This window comes from Kitasatospora sp. NPDC048715 (assembly GCF_043198905.1).
Taxonomy (GTDB): Bacteria; Actinomycetota; Actinomycetes; order Streptomycetales; family Streptomycetaceae; genus Kitasatospora; species Kitasatospora lactacystinica.
Genome location: NZ_JBICVH010000027.1, coordinates 57,326 through 75,462 on the forward strand (window position 1 = coordinate 57,326; position 18,137 = coordinate 75,462).

Here is an 18,137-nt window from a genome sequence, read left to right on the forward strand (position 1 = left end):
ACCCGTCCAGCGCGGGACCGGGAACGGGCAGGCGCGGCGCCGGTGACCCGGTGTCACCGCCGCGGGGCACGAGCCCCCGCGGCGGCTCAGCGGGCGACGAGTTGCAGGTCCGTGGACGCCTCCTCCACCATCGCCACGCCGATCCGGCTCACCCGGACGGAGAACGGCTCGCCCGCCACCCGCAGGCCGGTCAGCTCCAGCTCGCCGAGCGGTGCGGTGCTGGCCGGGCGGACCAGCACCCGGCCACCCGGGACGTCGGGCCGGACCCCGGCGAGGGCGAACACCGCGTGCGCGGCGGCGGCCGCGGAGACCGCTGCCGGGCGACAGGCGGCCGGGTGCGGCACCGGCGGGCAGCCCGGGGTGCGCTGCTCCCCCGCGTACATCTCCGGCAGCCGCCCCTCGAAGTGGGCGCTCGCGGCGAGCAGGCCCTCCAGCAGGGTGCCGGCCTCGTTCTCGTGACCGGCCTCGGCCAGTCCGGCGATCGCCAGGGCCGTCTCGTGGACCCGCACCGCACCGCCGCGGTGACCCAGCGGGTTGAACCGGGGGGACTTGGCGCTCAGCGTGCGCAGGCCCCAGCCGCTGTCCAGCTCCGGCGCGACCAGGCGCTGGGCGAGCAGCCGGGTCTGCTCGCGGTCCAGCAGGCTCTCGTACCGGCCGCCGTCGACGGCGAGCCCGGTGTCCAGCAGGTGCACCAGGGAGGAGGCGACGGCGGGCAGCGGCTGGCCGCCCGGGGCCAGCCCGGCCGCGGGACGGCCACCGGACAGGTCGTCGATCCAGAACCGCTCGCGGAAGCGCCCGCGCAGCGCGGCGGCCCAGCCGCGCCAGTCCTCGGCGCCCGGCCTGCCGAAGGCCTCCAGCAGCTCGGCCCCGTGCAGGGCGGCGCGGTGGGCCTGCGCCTGGACCTCGGCGCGGGCGGCGACCGGGTGGGCGGAGCGCTCCTCCAGCGGGCGGCTCAGGTCGGTGACGAAGCCGTCGACCAGGCCCTCGCGCAGGGCGGCCAGGGCCCGCTCGGCGGCCGGGAGCAGCTCGGCGACCTCCGCCGGGGGCAGGCCCCAGCGCCAGGCCTCGGTCAGCACGGTGACGAACAGCAGGGTGGCCTCGGTGGCGGTGCAGGTGGGCGGCAGCTCGGGACCGCCGTGCCGCAGGGCGCCGGGCAGCAGGCCCTCGGTGCGGCCCGGGGCGGGGGCGAGCTGCTGACGGCGGGCCAGCGCCCGGAGGGTGCCGGCCGCCAGCCGGGTGCCGAGCGGCAGGGTCAGCCGGGCGGCCCAGAGCGCGTCGGCCGGGGCGAGGCCGAAGCGCCAGGGCGCGCCGGAGGCCGGGTAGAGGTCGGTCGGGCGGTCCGGGTCGGCGAACAGCAGCCCGCCGAGGGCGTCCAGCGAGCGGGAGACCAGCGGAGCCGCCCGGCCGTCGTCGCTGCGGACCTCCGGCTCGGACCAGGGCAGCGGGGCTCCGGTGCCGCGGCCGCCCGGCGGGCGCGGGCCGCCGACGGCGCTCTCCAGCTCGGTGTGCAGCTCGACCGACCAGCGGGCGCCGGGCTGGATCTCCAGGTCCCAACGCAGCACGCCGGCGCCGGCCAGGACGGCGTGCGGGGAGGGCTGGGCGCTGACCACGGCGCTGTGCACCGGCCCCGTCCAGCGCAGCCCGGCGGACTGCACCTGGCCCGGCAGGTCGGGCTGGCGGTGCCCGGCGGCGATCTCGGCGACCGGGCCGAGGTCGGTGCCGAGGGCTATCTCCAGGGGCAGCCGGGCGGGCCGCGGACCGGTGTTGCGCACGACCACCGTCTCCACGCCGTCGGCGTGCCGCAGCCGTTCGACGGTGAGCGCCGGGTCCGGGTCCAGGTCGCCGGGGACGCGGACCGCGCCGAGGAAGCGGGCCTGGGCGGTGCTGGTCAGGGTGCCCTGGAGCGGCAGCGGCTCCATGCCGCCCAGCCGCAGCTCCATCCGGGCGAGCACCCGGACGCCGTTGCGGTAGAAGCCGTGCAGGCCGTGGCCGCGCAGCTGGCCGTCGGGGCCGGAGGCGGCCATCGCCGGGGCGTTGACGCAGATCACCGCGTGGTGGACGGCGGGCGGCTGCGGGCGCGGCGGGGCCGCGGGTCGGCCCGGGCCGACCGGTGCGCCCGCGGGCCCGGCCACCGGGGCCTGGTCGGGGCGGCCCATCGGCCTGGGCGGCGCGCCGACCACGCTCTCGGCCGGCATGGCCTGTGGTGGCCTCATGGCGGTCACCGGACTCTCCTCCCCTCGGCGGTCCGGTGGCCGGGTCAGGCCGGTGGGCCGCGAGCGTGCTCGATCGCGTGCTGGTGGTGCCGGGCCGGCGGGGCCGTCCCGTCGGCGGATGTGCCGTGTCTGGCCGTACCCGGCGGTGGGTCGTGCCATGCGGTGCTCGGTACCGGGTGGGTACCGGCGCACCGCGCCTTCGTTCCGGGGCTCGCCGCCGTGCCCGGCACGCCGTCAGGTCCGGCGCCCCGGCCTGCCGGTGACGCCCTTCCCCCGCGGCCCGCGCCCTCCGGGCCGTACGGTCCCGTGGCGGCGACCGGTCGTGGCGCCGCACGCGGTCACCCAGCGCTGCCGGTGCCCGGGCTGCCGGGTCCGCTCCGCCCGGCGATCGGCCCGATCGGCCCGCCCGAACCGGGTGCAGGCCCCCGGGGGTGAACGCCGCGCACCGCCACCAGGTCACGCCCCGCCGCTGCACCGCTGGTCAGGGCTGCCCGGCTCGGCGGTCGTACCGCTTCCGTCGGATCGTCACCGGGGCCTCGCTGCGGGCACGTCACCCTCCGCCCTCCGGGGCCGGCGCCCATCGTCCGGGCCGCTGCCGGGGCCGGCTCGGGCCGTCCGCCGGTCGGGCTCGGCCGTCCGATCGGACGGGCGGGGCGGTCGAACCGGTGCTCGACCGCCGCCAGGATACGGTGCGGGGGTCGCGGCCCCCGCACCCGGTGACCCCGTGAACCGCGACGCCATCGCTGTGACCAGCAGAGACCGAGGAGTTGCATGTCCACCATCAGCCGGCTGCCCGGGATTGTCACGACCGACCACGTGTTCCAGCTGCCGCTCGACCACGCCGCCCCGCAGGGCGAGCAGATCGAGGTGTACGCCCGCGAGGTGGTGGCCACAGGCCGCGAGCGGGACGACCTGCCCTGGATGGTCTTCCTCCAGGGCGGTCCCGGCGGCAAGGCCGCCCGCCCGCTCGGCCGGGACTCCTGGCTGGAGCGCGCCCTGGACGACTACCGGGTGCTGCTGCTCGACCAGCGCGGCACCGGGCGGTCCACCCCCGCGACCCGGCAGACCCTCGCCCGGCGCGGCGGCCCGCAGGAACAGGCGGACTACCTGGCCCACTTCCGGGCGGACTCGATCGTCCGGGACGCCGAGCTGATCCGCGAGCGGCTGCTCGGCGCCGACCGGCGCTGGAGCGTGCTCGGCCAGAGCTTCGGCGGCTTCTGCACCCTCACCTACCTCTCCATCGCCCCCGAGGGCCTGACCGAGGCCTTCATCACCGGTGGCCTGGCCGGCCTCGGCAGCTCGGCCGACGACGTCTACCGCGCCGCCTACCCGCGGGTGGTCCGCAAGAACGAGGAGCACTACGCCCGGTTCCCGCAGGACGTCCAGGCGGTGCGCCGGATCGCGGCCCACCTCGCCGACTCCCCCGCGACCCTGCCGGACGGCGGGCTGCTCACCGTCGAGGCGTTCCAGCTGCTCGGCCTGCTGCTCGGTGGTGGTAACGGCTCCGGCACGCTCCACTACCTGCTGGAGGAGGCCTGGGTGGAGGGCGCGGCCGGGCCCGAGCTCTCCGACACCTTCCTGGCCGGCGCCCAGGCCCAGCTCTCCTTCGCGGGCGGTCCGCTGTACGCGGTGCTGCACGAGTCGATCTACGGCCAGCGGTCGGTGGACCAGGGCGGCACCGCCTGGGCGGCCGAGCGGGTCCGCAAGGAGTTCCCGCAGTTCGACGCCCGGGCCGCGCTGGAGTCCGACGCGCCGGTGCTGTTCACCGGGGAGATGATCTACCCCTGGATGTTCGACACCGACCCGGCGCTGCGCCCGCTGAAGGAGACCGCGGACCTGCTCGCCGCCCGCACCGACTGGCCCGACCTGTACGACCGGGCGCGGCTGGCCGCCAACACCGTGCCGGTGGTGGCGGCGGTCTACCACGACGACATGTACGTGGACACCGCCGACTCGCTGGAGACCGCGCGCGCGGTGCGCGGCCTGCGGGCCTGGATCACCAACGAGTGGGAGCACGACGGCCTTCGGCTGAGCGGCGGCAAGGTGCTGGACCGCCTGATCAGGATGGCGCGCGGCGAGGCGTAGCCGCCCGCGGGCCGGCGCCGTGCCGCGGGGCTCAGTGCGCACGGTGGCTCCCCCTCCCCGCCCGCCGGACGCCCCGGCAGCGGTGGAGGCCGGTCCGGACCGCGGCGGGCGCGCACGCCGCGGCCCGGCCGAGCCGCAGGCCCCGGGCGGACCGCTCGCCGGCCGCCCGGGTGTGCCCGGGCTGCTCGACCCGTCCGGGCGCCGGGAGCAGGGCGACCGCCCCGGCGGCGCCACCGCCCGGCTCCGTGCTGTCGGGGCCGTCGGGGCCGTCGGGCGCGCCCGGCCCCGGATCGGCCGGTGCCGATGCCGTGGACGAGCCCTTCCGGCGACCGCCCCGCCGATGCCGTCGGCCACCGGCGGACCGCCCGGGCCGTTCACCGGGAGCCGCACCCGCCCCCGGGACGGCGGGCCCGGGAGCCGCCGCGCCACCGGACGGCGCTTCCTGAGCGGGCGGTGACCCCTCGGCGCCCGGCGCTCCGCCGACCGGGGGCCGCGGTTCGTCGACCGGGGCCGCCGCGGCCTCGGGCTCCTCGCGCCGCCGCCGCTGGGCCTCGACGGCGGCCAACAGGCCCTGGGGCGTCATGCCGTCGTTGAGCGACTCGTAGAGCAGTTCGGCCAGCAGGTAGCCCGGGGCGAGCCGCAGGACGTGGCCGAGCACGACCCGGGCCGTCGGCGTGTCCCCCGCGACCCAGGACGTCCAGGCCAGCAGGGTGAGCGGGGCCACCGCGCAGCCCTCGTAGGGCGGCACCGCCCGCCGGGCGAGGAAGCGCCAGAGCCGCTCGGCCGGGGCCAGCTCGTCGGGCCGGGCGTACTCGACGCCGCGGTCCCGTACCAGGCGGTCCCGCAGGGCGAGCAGCAGTTGGGCCGTCCGGTCCGGATCGAGTTCCCCGGCCCCGGCCCGGAACTCGGCGACGGCCTGGTCGAGCAGGGCGATGCGCTGCTCCCTGGCGAGGGCGTCCACGGCCTCCGCCCGGGCGAGCGCGTCGCGCTGGGCGACGGCCTCCGGCGGACCGACGGGCTCCAGCCCGCCGATGATCGCCTTCCGGCTGCCGCGCGGCACCAGGCCGGCGACCGTCGCGGCGGCGGCCGCCGGACCCGGGTCGGGGCTGCGCCGCACCGGATTGCCCGCCGCGTCGCAGCAGCCGTCGCCGCGGCAGAGGAAGGACCACCAGCGGCCGTCCGAGACGCACAGCGACTCCTTGACGGCCACGCCCCGGCGCCCGAAGGCCGCCCGGAGGGCCTGCGCCAGCGGCCGCAGCCCGTCCACCACCGGAGGGGCGTGGGCCGTGCCGGGATCCTGGCAGAGGTAGAGGAGCACCTGGAGCGGCCGGGCGCCGTGCCGCTCGGAGAGGGCGACCAGCAGGGCGGCCGTCTCCTCCGCCGCGGCCGGCCACTGCGCGGGCGACCGCGGCAGATCCGCCCGGATCACCCCGCCCTGGTGGAGGCCGGGGCCGTGGAGCCCGACCGCGACGATGCTGTCGTCCGGGTAGAAGCCCAGGAAGTACGGAAGCAGCTCGGCCATGTCGGCCGGGCCGCGCATGACGACCGACCGGTGGTCGGAGGCCGGGCCGAGGGACAGAATGACGTGTTCGTTGTTCATCGCGTTCATGGCCGCAAGAGTGGACGCAATCCGCGGACGACACCGGAACTAAGTTTTTTCCTGTGGATAACTCCGCCCCCGAATTTTCCTTCGCTCATTCGAAGTAGGCAAGACTCACTCCCACGGGTGGATTTTGTCCGCCGTTCAGCGGATCAGCGGATGAAATACACCTCGCCTTCCCCCGCTTCCCCTCCCCCGCATTCGTCGCTTGTCAGCGGTACGGGGTTACATGGACGCCATGCAGCAGCCCGACACCCACACCACCGCCACCGCCGACCGCGCCGAGGTCCGGGCGCGGGCCGAGGCCGTCCTGCGCGAGCTCGCCGGCCCCGGAGCCACCCTGCGCGAGGACCAGTGGACGGCCATCGAGGCCCTCGTGGTCGACCGCCGCCGTGCCCTGGTCGTCCAGCGCACCGGCTGGGGGAAGTCCGCGGTCTACTTCATCGCCACCGCCCTGCTCCGGGCCCGCGGCTCCGGGCCGACGGTGATCGTCTCGCCGCTGCTCGCCCTGATGCGCAACCAGGTCGAGTCGGCCGGCCGGGCCGGCATCCACGCCCGCACCATCAACTCGGCCAACAGCGACGAGTGGGCCGCGATCCAGGAGGAGGTCGCCGCGGGGAAGGTCGACATCCTGCTGGTCAGCCCCGAGCGGCTGAACAACCCGGACTTCCGCGACCAGGTGCTGCCCGAGCTCGCCGCCTCCACCGGCCTGCTGGTGGTCGACGAGGCCCACTGCATCTCGGACTGGGGGCACGACTTCCGCCCCGACTACCGCCGGCTGCGCACCATGCTCGCCGACCTGCCGGCCGGCGTCCCGGTGCTGGCCACCACCGCCACCGCCAACGCCCGGGTCACCGCGGACGTCGCCGAACAGCTCGGCACCGGCGCCACCGACGAGCACGCCCTGGTGCTGCGCGGGCCGCTCGACCGGGAGAGCCTCACCCTGGGCGTGCTCTCCCTGCCCGACCCGGCCCACCGCCTCGCCTGGCTGGCCGACCACCTCGAACGGCTCCCCGGCTCGGGCATCGTCTACACCCTGACGGTGGCCGCCGCCGAGGAGGTGACGGCCTTCCTGCGCGAGCGCGGCTTCCCGGTGGCCTCCTACTCCGGCCGCACCGAGGACGCCGAGCGCCGCACCGCCGAGGCCGACCTGCTGGCCAACCGGGTCAAGGCGCTGGTCGCCACCTCCGCACTCGGCATGGGCTTCGACAAGCCCGACCTCGGCTTCGTGGTGCACCTCGGCTCGCCCAGCTCGCCGATCGCCTACTACCAGCAGGTCGGCCGCGCCGGGCGCGGGGTGGACCGGGCCGAGGTGCTGCTGCTGCCCGGGCGCGAGGACGAGGCGATCTGGCGCTACTTCGCCTCGCTGGCCTTCCCGCCGGAGGAGCAGGTGCGCCGCACCATCGACGCCCTCGCCGAGGCCGGCCGGCCGCTCTCCACCGCCGCCCTGGAGCCCCGGGTGGATCTGCGCCGGGCCCGGCTGGAGACCATGCTCAAGGTGCTCGACGTGGACGGTGCCGTCCGCCGGGTCAAGGGCGGCTGGACGGCCACCGGGCAGAGCTGGGCGTACGACGGCGCCCGCTACGCCAAGGTCGCCGCCTCCCGGGACGCGGAGCAGCGGGCGATGCGCGACTATGCGGCGGGCACCGGCTGCCGGATGGAGTTCCTGCGCCGCCAGCTGGACGACGAGCAGGCCGTGCCGTGCGGGCGGTGCGACAACTGCGCGGGGCCGCTGCACACCCCGGACGTCTCCGCGGAGACGCTGGCGGCCGCCCGGGCCGCGCTCGGCCGCCCCGGCGTGAGCTTCGAGCCGCGCCGGCTGTGGCCGACCGGGATGGACTCGCTGGGGGTGCCGCTCAAGGGCCGGATCCCCGCGGGCGAGCAGGCGGAGACCGGCCGGGCGCTGGGCCGGCTGTCCGACATCGGCTGGGGCACCCGGCTGCGCAGCCTGCTCGCCGAGCAGGCGCCGGACGTGCCGGTGCCCGGCGAGGCGGTGGACGCGCTGGTGGCGGTGCTCGCCGACTGGGCCCGGGGCCCGGGCGGCTGGGCCGGGCCCGCGACGACGGAGGGCGCCCGGCTGGAGCGGCCCGTCGGCGTGGTGACGATGGCCTCCTCGACCAGGCCGCGGCTGGTCGGCAGCCTGGGCGCCCGGATCGCCGAGGTCGGGCGGCTGCCGCTGCTCGGCGGGATCGACTACGCCGGCGGGCTGCCCCCGCACGGTGCCCGCAGCAACAGCGCCCAGCGGCTGCACTCGCTGGCCGGCGCGCTGGTCCTGCCCCCGGAGGTGGAGCAGGCGGTGGCGGCCGCCGGTGGACCGGTGCTCCTGGTGGACGACCTCGTCGACTCGGGCTGGACGGTCACCGTGGCCGCCCGGCTGCTGCGCCGGGCTGGGGCGAGCGCGGTGCTGCCGCTGGTACTGGCCGTGCAGGCGTGACGGGACGGCGGAAGGCCGTCGACGAAGCCCACCCACTCACCCGAATGGCCTAACAGAAAGGATCAGGCGAAGCGATTTCGATCACACCGGCCGAACGATCCGGGAAAGGAGTGCTCACCATGCCGATGACGGTTCGCCCTGCCCTCAGGGCGCCGTGGATCAAGGCCTGGAGGCGCCTGCCCGGCACTCGGTCCGCTGTGGAACATATCCGGCAGACCATGGGCTATCGGGTGGCGTTCATCTTTTCATCATTGCCGCTCTGCCCCCGATGCCCTGAGAATTGGGAGGTACCCGAAACCCGGTCCGCTGGCCCCGCCCTTCGGCGTACCCAGGCACCCGCCTGCCCACGGGCCAGGAAGGAGGATCGTGATCAACGGTATCGACCGAGGTCAGAACCCCTTCTCCGGGAGTCCGGAACCCAGACGGGTGCTGGACCTGGAGACCTGGACCGCCTCGGGGATCCCGTTGCTGCGCGACCCCCGCGAGTTCGTCCTGGAACTGCACCAGCATCACCTGCCGCAGCCGGGCACCGTCGTGGTCGCCGTCCTGGACGCGCTCCACCGCCTCGTCGCCTCGGCCTCGTTCACCCCCTGGCCGCACGACACCGACGGCTGGCAGCACCGCAACGCGCTGCTGACGCACCTGCGCCGGATCATTCCGCACGACCTGAGACGGTCCGAGCCGACCCGGACGGCCGTACTGCTGCGCTGCCGCGACGGCGCACCCGGCTGGACGGAGCAGGACGGCGCCTGGATGTGGGCACTGAGAGACGCGTCCGCGCTCCACGGACTGCGCTGCGGCGCGTACATCGGGCTCACCCCGGCGGGTTGGCAGGTCCTCGGGGACGGACGGGGCGGACGCAACCCGCACGCGGGCTCGTGGGCCGACGGGCCGGTGCACACCGTGACGGAACTGCCGCCGCGCTCGGCGCTGGACGCCCCGCGCAACCACCGCACCCGCCAACAGACCGCCGACCAGGCCGAGCGCGGCGAGGACGCGGCACGCTCCCCGAAGTCCGAGCCCCCGTGGGCAGCGGCGCGGGTCGCAGCGGCCGAACCGACGCGCCGCACCGGCACGGGCTGAGTCCGCACGGGCCACCGGCCCCACCGGGCCGTCGACGGTCGACCGCCGGCCGTCGACACCTGCCGACGCCACCGGCCCCGAGCGCCGTGGGACGGACCCCGGGCCCGGCACCGTACGACGGCACCGGGCCCGGGGTGGACGACTGTGGTCAGGCCTTGACCGGACGGCTCGGCGCGGCTCCGGCCGCGCCCACGGCAGCCGGACCGGCGTCGCCGCAGACCACCAGCAGCGCGGTCGCGCGGCCGAGCGCCTTGGTGTACGCCTCGGCGGCCCGGGCGGACGGTCCGCCGTTGACCACCAGGACGACCACCTCGCGGGTGACCGGACGGGTCAGCGCGGCGTCCGCGTAGAACACGTCCCCGCCCTCGGCGAGCTGCGCCCAGTAGCGCTCCTCACCGAAGGAGAGCTCGTGCTGCTGCCACGGGTGGGCCTCGCCGACCGTCAGCACCAGGATGTCGCCCGGATCGCGGCCGGACTCCAACAGCAGGTCGACCGCCTCGTCGGCGTGCTCCACGGCCCGCGCCGGGGTGGCGGCGATCCGTTGGACCTCCACCTGCGGTGCGGCGGGGGCCGGGCGGCGCGGTGCCGGCCCGGGCTTGGGGATCAGTCGCGGCGGGCCCGGACGGGCGGCGCGCGGCGGGACCGGGCGCGGAGGCGCCGGACGGGGGCCGGGCACCGGAGCCGGGGCGGCGACGGTGGTGGTGGGTGCGGTGGCGGGGGCTTGTGCGTCCGACTCGCGGGGGAAGGGAACGCCGGGGCCCGGGATGCTCTCGTGAATCTCCGGCTCCTCGGGGAAGACAGGCATACCCGGATATCTATCAAATGCCGGTCGGACGCGCACGGGCGCCCCACCCATTGGGCACCGGTCTCCTGCCGCCCCCTCCCGGGGCAATTCCAGACGGATCGTCAGAAACCGAGCGTCAACTGTTCGTCGGCGGACCCACGGCCGTCGCCCGCACCCTCCCGGACGCGCTTGAGATGGCGCCACTTCGGCAGTGCGTCCAAGTACGCCCAGGAGAGCCGGTGGTGCCCGGTGGGGCCGAACTCCTCCAGTGCGGCGCGGTGCACCGGGGACGGGTAGCCGGCGTTGTCGGCGAAGCCGTACTCCGGGCACCCCTCGCCCAGTTCGGCCATCAGGCCGTCGCGGTGGACCTTGGCGAGCACCGAGGCGGCGGACACGCAGATGCAGGACTGGTCGCCCTTGATCACCGTGCGCACCCGCCAGGGGCCGCCGAGGTAGTCGTGCTTGCCGTCCAGGATCACCGCGTCGGGTTCGACCGGCAGCGCCTCCAGCGCGCGGACGGCGGCCAGCCGCAGCGCCGCCGTCATGCCGAGCTCGTCGCACTCCTGCGGGGAGGCCTGCCCGAGCGCGTACGCGGTGACCCAGTCGGCGAGCACGGGGGCGAGCGCGCGGCGGCGCAGCTCGGTGAGCAGCTTGGAGTCGGTCAGCCCCTCCGGCGCCTTGCGCAGGCCGGTGACGGCCGCGCCCACGGTGACCGGCCCGGCCCAGGCGCCGCGCCCGACCTCGTCGAGACCGACGACGATCTTGGCGCCGGCCCGGCGGAGCGAGCGTTCGACGGAGTGCGTCGGGGGGACGATGGGCATGGCGTCTTCCGTTCAGCGGGGGCAGCCTCCAGCCTAAGCCCGGTCCGCGACCGCCGAGTCCGCCCGCCCGGGCGGGCGGGGCAGTCACCGGACGGACGGGCGGGGGCCGTCGACGGGCGGGCGGGGCCGTCGACGGGCGGGCGGGGCCACCGGGCCACACGCTCCGCGCGCCCGGCGCGGGCCGCCTCAGGCCCGGATCATCGGCTCCAGCACCTCGTCCACCAGCCGGCCGGCGAAGCCCGGCCCCATGTTCTCCAGCCCGCGGATCTTGACCTGGTAGAGCAGTACCGCCGGAATGACGTCCGCCACCAGGGGGGTGGCCGCGCCGGGCCGGACGTCGCCGCGCTCGGCGCCGCGGCGCAGGATCTCCAGGATGGTCCGCGCGGTCGGCTCGATGACCCGGTCGGTGACGAAGGCCTTGAAGACCTCGGCCCGCTCGTGGTCGATCTCGCCCATCAGCGCATTGAGCGCGGAGCCCACCCGGGAGGTCATCGCCTTCGTGAACCCCTCGACGAGCCGGTGGAGTTCGTCCCGTGCGGACCCGAGGTCGGGGGTGTCGTAAGGGCGTGGGAGAGTGGCGTCCAGGGCGTCGAGAACGAGTTCGTCCTTGGACGCCCAGCGCCGGTAGAGCGCGGCCTTCCCGGTCCGCGCCGCACTGGCGACCCCTTCCATGGTCAGCCGCGCGTATCCGCCGGAGGTGAGCTGGTCGAGCGCGGCCTCGAAGATCGCCGCCTCCAGTTCCTTCCCCCGGCGCCGCGCCGGCCGCCTCAGTGCCTGGTGGGCGGCCCGCACCGGGCAGAAGGCCGGGTCCGCGCCCGGCCTGCCGCCCGGCTCCGCGCCGGCTCCGACGCCCTGCCCCGTGACCGCCGCCCCGGTGTCCGCCTCCGCGGGCCGAACGGTCCCCTCCCTCGACGCCGGGTCCGCTTGGCCGGCCGAGTCCGCCGGCCCTCCCGGAGGACCCCCCGGGGGGCCTCCCCGCGACCGACCGGACCGGTCCGCCACCAGGCGCCGCACCAACCGCTCCATCGCCACCATCCTTAAGGAACGCTTGCGTTCACAATCACGGCCAGGATATCGTCCCGATTAGTGAACGATCCCGTTCCTTCCAGGCCTGCGCAAGGGCGCGCGGCCACACCCGGACCGGCGACTCCGCCGAACCGCACCACCGAGCACACAGCCAGCAGGGGGCACATTCGTGGCCATCTCCGACACGCTCAGCAAGAACTCGCCACCGCGGACGGGCCAGGGGCGGGGCAAGGGCATCACCCTGACCGTCATCGCGGCCACCCAGCTCATGGTGGTCCTCGACGCGACCATCGTGAACATCGCGCTTCCGCACATCAAGGACGCCCTGGGCTTCTCCACCACCGACCTGTCGTGGGTCATCAACGCCTACACCCTGACCTTCGGCGGGCTGCTGCTGCTCGGCGGTCGCGCGGGCGACATCCTCGGCCGCCGCCGGGTGTTCATCTTCGGCACCCTGCTGTTCGGCCTGGCCTCGCTGCTCGGCGGCTTCGCGCAGGACAGCACTCTGCTGCTGGCCGCCCGCGCGCTCCAGGGCATCGGTGGCGCGATCTGTTCCCCGACCGCCTTCGCCCTGATCGCGACCAACTTCGACGAAGGACCCGAACGCAACCGCGCGTTCGGCGTGTTCTCGGCGGTCGCCGGTTCGGGCGCCGCGATCGGCCTGCTGGCCGGCGGTCTGCTCACCGAGTACCTGAACTGGCGCTGGGTGTTCTTCGTCAACGTGCCGATCGCGATCCTGATCGCGATAGCCGCGCCGCGCTACATCGCCGAGTCCGAGCGCCACCCGGGCCGCTTCGACCTGCCCGGCGCGCTCACCTCGACTCTCGGCCTGGTCGGCCTGGTCTACGGATTCATCCGGGCCGCCTCGGACGGCTGGTCGGACGGCATCACGCTCGGCTCCTTCGCGGCCGGCGCGATCCTGCTCGCGGCCTTCCTCGTGGTGGAGAGCCGCACCGACCAGCCGATCACCCCGATGCACCTGTTCGCCGACCGGAACCGCACCGGCGGCCTGGTGATGATGCTCTGCCTGGCCGCGGCCATGTTCGGCATCTTCTTCTACGTCGTGCTGTTCGTGCAGGGTCCGCTCGGCTACAGCCCGCTGAAGGCCGGCGTCTCCTTCCTCCCGATCAGCGTCGCGATCATCATCGCCGCGCAGATCGCCTCCAACCTCCAGGCCAAGTACGGCCCGAAGCCCTTCATGGCGGGCGGCGCGCTGCTGGTCACCGTCGGGCTCAGCTGGCTGACCCAGATGAGCAAGGACAGCGGCTACCTGGACGGGGTGCTCGGCCCCACGGTGGTGTTCGGCTTCGGCATGGGTCTGATCTTCGTCCCGGTGATGCTGCTCTCCGTCGCCGGTGTGCCGGGCGAGGAGACCGGCGCCGCCTCCGGCCTCCTCAACTCGATGCAGCAGATCGGCGGTTCGCTCGGCCTGTCGATCCTGACCACGGTCTTCGCGCACTACGCCACGGCGGAGGCCACCGCGCAGCTGCCGAAGTTCATGGAGAGCGCGACGCCGGAGCAACTGGCCTACCTCCAGCAGCACCACGAGTTCCCGCCGGGCACGGACGCTGCCAACACCGTGCTCACCCAGGGCATTTCGCACGGCTTCATCGTGGGTGCCGCGCTCGCGGCGGTCGCCCTGCTCGTCGCGGTCTTCGCGATCAAGGCCAAGGCCAGCGACCTGCCGAGCGGCTCATCCGCCGTCGCGATGCACTGACACCGTCACGGCGCTCCGACGCCGTCACGATGCGGCGGCACCGCGGCCCGCGGCCGCGACACCGCGCGACAAGCCACAAGCCACAAGCAGGCGCAACAAGCCGCCGCAGGACGCAGGGCCGGCCGGGAGCAGCACGCTCCCGACCGGCCCTGCCGCCGTCCGCGGGCCCCGCCCCGGTCGTCCTACCTGTCCTCGTACGCCAGCCTCGCCCAGTCGCAGGCCGTGCGGCCGGGCGCCGTCGAGTCCATCAGCGGCCGCTCCGCCAGGATCTCCCGGGCCCGGGCGGCCGCCAGGTTGGTCGCGTACCAGGGCTTCGACGCTCCGCCCACGCCCTGACCGATCAGCTGCAGCGCACAGCTCCGCTGCGGCTCGGGGAGCCGGTCCAGGGCGGGCACCGCGTCCGCCGCGAGCCGGCGGACGTTGCGCAGGTCGATCGCCGCGGTGTGCGGGTCGGTCCGCAGCGCCCGTTCGTACCGGGTGACGTTCTGCTCGGCGACGATCGCGTCCGGGCCCATCAGGCCGTAGACCGCGGCGGTGAGCATCCCGCTGAGGACGACGACGCGCGGCAGCCAGCCGGTGCGGCGGGTCAGCCCTGCCGCGATCAGCAGCAGGAAGACGGCGCCCAGCCAGACCTCGACCACCAGCACCCAGAGCCGCAGCCGGGTGAGCCCGGAGGCGTCCACGTAGAACCACATCCTGCCGAGCGCCGAGGCGACCACGGCCAGCGCCAGCAGGCAGAGCAGCCCGAGCAGGATCCGCGCCATCCGGCGGTCGGCCGCGGTGCTGCGCGGCGCCCACCGCTTGGCGACCGCCACCACGACCAGCGTGAGCACGGTGATCACGCTCAGCTGCCAGAAGCCCTGCCGGGCGTACGCGGAGCGGCTCATCCCGGTGTTGCTCAGCACGGCGTCCGCCCCGCCGAGCACCACCACGGCCTGGATCACGGCGAAGACGCCGAACATCAGGTTGAGCGCGACCAGCGGCAGCGCCCACTCCAGCCGGCGCCGCTCCCGGCCCGGCCGGATCACCGTACGGTCCCAGCGGCGCGGGCCGGCGGCCATGTGCGCGAAGCCCAGCGCGGTCGCCGACCCGAGCACGAACAGGACGCCGCGCCCCGGGAGTTGGTCGAGGTCGAGGTCCGGGCTGAGGCTGCCCAGCAGGTCCGCCATGGCGGCGTCGGCGCTGGCGAACAGCAGGCCGAAGACGGTCAGCAGGCCGGCGGCGACCGCGAGCGCCTTGAGCACCGGGACGATCCGGCCGCGGCCGGGCAGGTTCCGCCGGTCCACGCTCTCCCAGACCCAGACCACCGAGGGCACCAGCTGCCACAGGATGCCGGGCAGCGGGAACAGCACGCCCGCCCAGCGGCGGCCGCCGTGCAGGGCCAGCGAGGCCAGCGCGAGCGCGCCGACGGCAGCCAGCACCCCGGGCCAGGAGGCGTCCCAGCAGGCCGGAACGGCGAGCAGGGCGAGGGCGAGCAGGCTCCACGCCGCCGTCCAGGGCCGGATCCGGCGACCGGCCGCCCGGGCGGTGACCCCTGCCCCGACGGCGACGGCGGCGCCGAGTACCAGCAGGTTGAGCCCCAGGCCGTCGAAGAGCAGCCAGGCCGTCAGCAGGCCGGTGAGCAGGGCCGCCAGGGCGACCCCGGGCCTGGCCGCCGCCCGTCGTTCGGGGTCGCTGCGGCGCAGCCACGCACCGGTCGAGGGCACGGGCGCGCCGGGAACCCGGCCCGGGCCCGGCCGCCCTTGCCGGCCCTGCAGTCCCTGCGGCCCCTGCGGCCCCTGCGACCCCTGCGACCCCTGCGGGCCGGGGCCCGTCGCACGGTACGGGCCGTACGGGTCGTACGCGTCATAAGGGTTGTGCGGCTCGGTCGGGCCGGCCGCCCCGGCCTCCTCGGTCGCCCCGGACAGGCCCGGAACCCCGGTCGCCCCCGACACCTCGGACGCCCCCTGCGGCTCGGACGTCCCCTGCAGCTCGGTCGAGCCGGTCGAACCGGTGGAGCCGGGCGAGCCGGGCGAGCCGGGTGAACCGAGCGAATCGGGCGAATCGGGCGCGGCAGGAACGGACGGACCTGACATGAGTCCCCCTCAGTGGTCGGCGGGCATGCGGAGGCCACCCGTCGGGCGGTCCACCGGCGGGCGCTCTCGGCGCCCCGGCCGCTGCCGACTGTAGACCATTCTGAACAGGTTCAAAAGTCGGCTCTGAACGCGTTCAGAACGCCCTCACCACCAAGGACTCCCTCGCTACCCCTTCACCGACCCGGCCAGCAGCCCGCGAACGAAGTACCGCTGGAGACTGAAGAAGACGATCAGCGGCACGACGATCGACAGGAACGCCCCGGCCGTCAGCAGCTCCCAGCGCCCGCCGAGCGAGCCGGACAGCTGCGCCAGCCGCACCGTCATCGGCGCCACCTCCGGCGTGCCGCCCGCGAAGGTCAGCGCCACCAGCAGGTCGTTCCAGACCCACAGGAACTGGAAGATCGCGAACGAGGCCAGCGCCGGGGTGCACAGCGGCAGCACGATGGAGCGGAAGATCTTGAAGTGCGAGGCGCCGTCCACCACCGCGGCCTCCATCAGGTCGCGCGGCAGCTGGGCGATGAAGTTGTGCAGCAGGAACACCGCCAGCGGCAGCGCGAACATGGTGTGCGCCAGCCAGACCGGCGCGTAGCTGCCCTTCAGGTCCACCGCCGGAATCAGCGTCAGCGCGCCCAGGTGCGCGCCGCCGGCGAACAGCCGCAGCAGCGGGATCAGCGCCATCTGGAGCGGCACCACCTGGAGCGCGAACACCGTGAAGAAGACCGCGTCGCTCCCCCGGAACCGCACCCAGGCCAGCGCGTACGCCGCCATCGCCGCCAGTGCCAGCGGGAAGACCGTCGCCGGGATGCTGATCGCCAGCGAGTTGACCAGGAAGGGCATCAGGCCGGTGGAGACCCCGGATCCGCCCTCGAACAGCACCGAGTGGTAGTTGCCGAGGCCGAGGTCGGGGTGGAGGAAGGCGTTCCACCAGCCGCTGGCGGTCACGTCCTGCTTGGGCCGCAGCGAGGTCACCAGCAGACCCAGCGTCGGGACCGTCCAGAGCACCGTCATCGCGATCACGAAGACCGAGGCCAGCGGACTGCTGAAGGCCTTCCGCACCGGCCGCGCCGCACCGGCCGGTCGCACCGCCCCCTCCGGCCGTGCTCCCTTCGCCCGGCGCGCCGCCTTCACCTGCCGGGCCGATTCCGCAGGCCGCACCGTCTTCGCCGTCCCCTCCCGGCCGTCCGTCCCGGTCACCGGACCTCACGCTCCTTCCGCAGCTGCAGGATGTTGTAGGCCACCAGCGGCAGCACCGCGAGGAAGAGGAGCACCGCGAGGGCGCTGCCCCGCCCGGAGTTGAACTGCACGAAGGACTGCGAGTACATCTCGTTGGCCAGCACCTGGGTGCCGAAGTTGCCGCCGGTCATGGTGCGGACGATGTCGAAGGCCTTCAGGGTGATGATCATGACGGTGGTCAGGACGACCATCACCGTGGTGCGGATCATCGGCACGGTGACGTACCAGAACAGCCGCACCCCGCTCGCGCCGTCCAGCCTGGCCGCCTCCACGACCTCGTCCGGGATCGCCTTGATCGCCGCCGACAGCACCACCATCGCGAAGCCGGTCTGCACCCAGACCATCACCGCCATCAGCAGGAAGGTGTTCAGCGGCTGCGAGAGCAACCAGTTCGGCGGATCGTCCCAGCCCACCGCGACGGCGAGCTGGCTGAGCAGGCCGATCTGCGGCTGGCCCGGACCGCGCGACTCGTAGACGAACTTGAAGATGATCGACGCTCCGACCAGCGAGATCGCCATCGGCATGAAGATCAGCGACTTGTACACCGACTGGCCGCGCATCCGGTCCACCAGCAGCGCCAGCACCAGCCCCAGCCCGGTCGCCGCCAACGGCGCGACCACCAGCCAGAGCAGCGTGTTGACCAGCACCTTCTGCACCGAGTCGGAGGTGAAGGCCCAGCCGAAGTTCTCACCGCCGACGAACCGGGTGCCGTCGTCGTTCTGGAGGCTGAGGTAGACCGTGCGGACCAGCGGCACGACCAGGCCGACGGCCAGCAGCAGCACCGCCGGGCCGAGGAACACCGCGACCGCCAGCGGACGGGCCAGGCGGCCCCGGGCCCGGCCGGCGACCAGGAAGACCACCAGCAGGATGCCGAGGAAGCCGGCGACGGCGCCGAAGGTGTTGCCGAACTTGACCGCCGCGTCGTTCCAGGTGCCGGCCGCCAGTCTCTCGGCGACCAGCCCGCCGGCGGCCAACCGGTCCGCGGCCAGCTCGGCGGCGGGTGACGGGAATCCGGGTACGGACATGGCTGTGCGTCCCTTCGGGCGTGGTGGGAAGGGGGCGGGCG

Annotated in this window: 12 protein-coding genes; 4 read left to right on the plus strand and 8 right to left on the minus strand. The window is 75.1% G+C overall.

Annotated elements, in window-relative coordinates; translation table 11 throughout:
• Nucleotides 1–86: 86 nt before the first annotated feature.
• On the minus strand, nucleotides 87–2,213 hold the full coding sequence (locus ACGFSC_RS38880) for a glycogen debranching N-terminal domain-containing protein (RefSeq protein ID WP_359912746.1): 2,127 nt from the start codon (nucleotides 2,211–2,213) through the stop codon (nucleotides 87–89).
• A gap of 771 nt (nucleotides 2,214–2,984) precedes the next feature.
• Here ACGFSC_RS38880 and ACGFSC_RS38885 point away from each other — a divergent pair.
• On the plus strand, nucleotides 2,985–4,298 hold the full coding sequence (locus tag ACGFSC_RS38885) for an alpha/beta fold hydrolase (protein WP_359912722.1): 1,314 nt from the start codon (nucleotides 2,985–2,987) through the stop codon (nucleotides 4,296–4,298).
• Between the two features lie 31 nt (nucleotides 4,299–4,329).
• Here the strand turns inward: ACGFSC_RS38885 and ACGFSC_RS38890 are convergent, their stop codons facing one another.
• Nucleotides 4,330–5,907 carry a DUF4192 family protein gene (locus ACGFSC_RS38890; RefSeq protein WP_359912719.1) on the minus strand — a complete coding sequence of 526 codons (1,578 nt, stop codon included), beginning with the start codon at nucleotides 5,905–5,907 and terminating at the stop codon, nucleotides 4,330–4,332.
• Nucleotides 5,908–6,136: 229 nt separating this feature from the next.
• Here ACGFSC_RS38890 and ACGFSC_RS38895 point away from each other — a divergent pair, with 229 nt between their 5' ends.
• Complete coding sequence (locus ACGFSC_RS38895; protein ID WP_359912717.1) at nucleotides 6,137–8,332, plus strand: RecQ family ATP-dependent DNA helicase; 2,196 nt, start codon at nucleotides 6,137–6,139, stop codon at nucleotides 8,330–8,332.
• A gap of 426 nt (nucleotides 8,333–8,758) precedes the next feature.
• The gene (locus tag ACGFSC_RS38900; RefSeq protein ID WP_392864976.1) at nucleotides 8,759–9,415 is read left to right on the plus strand and encodes a hypothetical protein; all 657 of its coding nucleotides are present in this window, start codon (nucleotides 8,759–8,761) and stop codon (nucleotides 9,413–9,415) included.
• Between the two features lie 148 nt (nucleotides 9,416–9,563).
• On the opposite strand, the gene ACGFSC_RS38905 is transcribed toward ACGFSC_RS38900, so the two are convergent.
• From ACGFSC_RS38905 to ACGFSC_RS38915, 3 genes are all read right to left on the minus strand, one after another.
• Nucleotides 9,564–10,220: a hypothetical protein gene (locus ACGFSC_RS38905; protein WP_359912711.1), complete on the minus strand. Its 657-nt coding sequence runs from the start codon at nucleotides 10,218–10,220 to the stop codon at nucleotides 9,564–9,566.
• Nucleotides 10,221–10,321: 101 nt separating this feature from the next.
• Nucleotides 10,322–11,020, minus strand: coding sequence for a ribonuclease HII (locus ACGFSC_RS38910; protein ID WP_359912708.1), 699 nt, complete (start codon nucleotides 11,018–11,020; stop codon nucleotides 10,322–10,324).
• Nucleotides 11,021–11,206: 186 nt separating this feature from the next.
• On the minus strand, nucleotides 11,207–11,812 hold the full coding sequence (locus tag ACGFSC_RS38915; protein ID WP_359912705.1) for a TetR/AcrR family transcriptional regulator: 606 nt from the start codon (nucleotides 11,810–11,812) through the stop codon (nucleotides 11,207–11,209).
• Nucleotides 11,813–12,215: 403 nt separating this feature from the next.
• Between ACGFSC_RS38915 and ACGFSC_RS38920 the strand changes: the two genes are divergently transcribed.
• Nucleotides 12,216–13,763 (plus strand): MFS transporter, encoded by a 1,548-nt coding sequence (locus tag ACGFSC_RS38920; RefSeq protein ID WP_380350856.1) that lies wholly within the window; start codon nucleotides 12,216–12,218, stop codon nucleotides 13,761–13,763.
• 182 nt (nucleotides 13,764–13,945) lie between these two features.
• Here ACGFSC_RS38920 and ACGFSC_RS38925 read toward each other — a convergent pair whose 3' ends face one another.
• The 3 genes from ACGFSC_RS38925 to ACGFSC_RS38935 all read right to left on the minus strand — a co-directional run bounded on the left by ACGFSC_RS38925 (nucleotide 13,946) and on the right by ACGFSC_RS38935 (nucleotide 18,096).
• Nucleotides 13,946–15,469 carry a DUF4173 domain-containing protein gene (locus ACGFSC_RS38925; protein WP_359912702.1) on the minus strand — a complete coding sequence of 508 codons (1,524 nt, stop codon included), beginning with the start codon at nucleotides 15,467–15,469 and terminating at the stop codon, nucleotides 13,946–13,948.
• A gap of 534 nt (nucleotides 15,470–16,003) precedes the next feature.
• Nucleotides 16,004–17,032: a carbohydrate ABC transporter permease gene (locus ACGFSC_RS38930; RefSeq protein WP_359912700.1), complete on the minus strand. Its 1,029-nt coding sequence runs from the start codon at nucleotides 17,030–17,032 to the stop codon at nucleotides 16,004–16,006.
• Nucleotides 17,029–18,096 (minus strand): sugar ABC transporter permease, encoded by a 1,068-nt coding sequence (locus tag ACGFSC_RS38935; protein WP_359912697.1) that lies wholly within the window; start codon nucleotides 18,094–18,096, stop codon nucleotides 17,029–17,031. Before ACGFSC_RS38935 ends, ACGFSC_RS38930 begins: the two co-directional genes overlap by 4 nt.
• Nucleotides 18,097–18,137 lie beyond the last annotated feature (41 nt).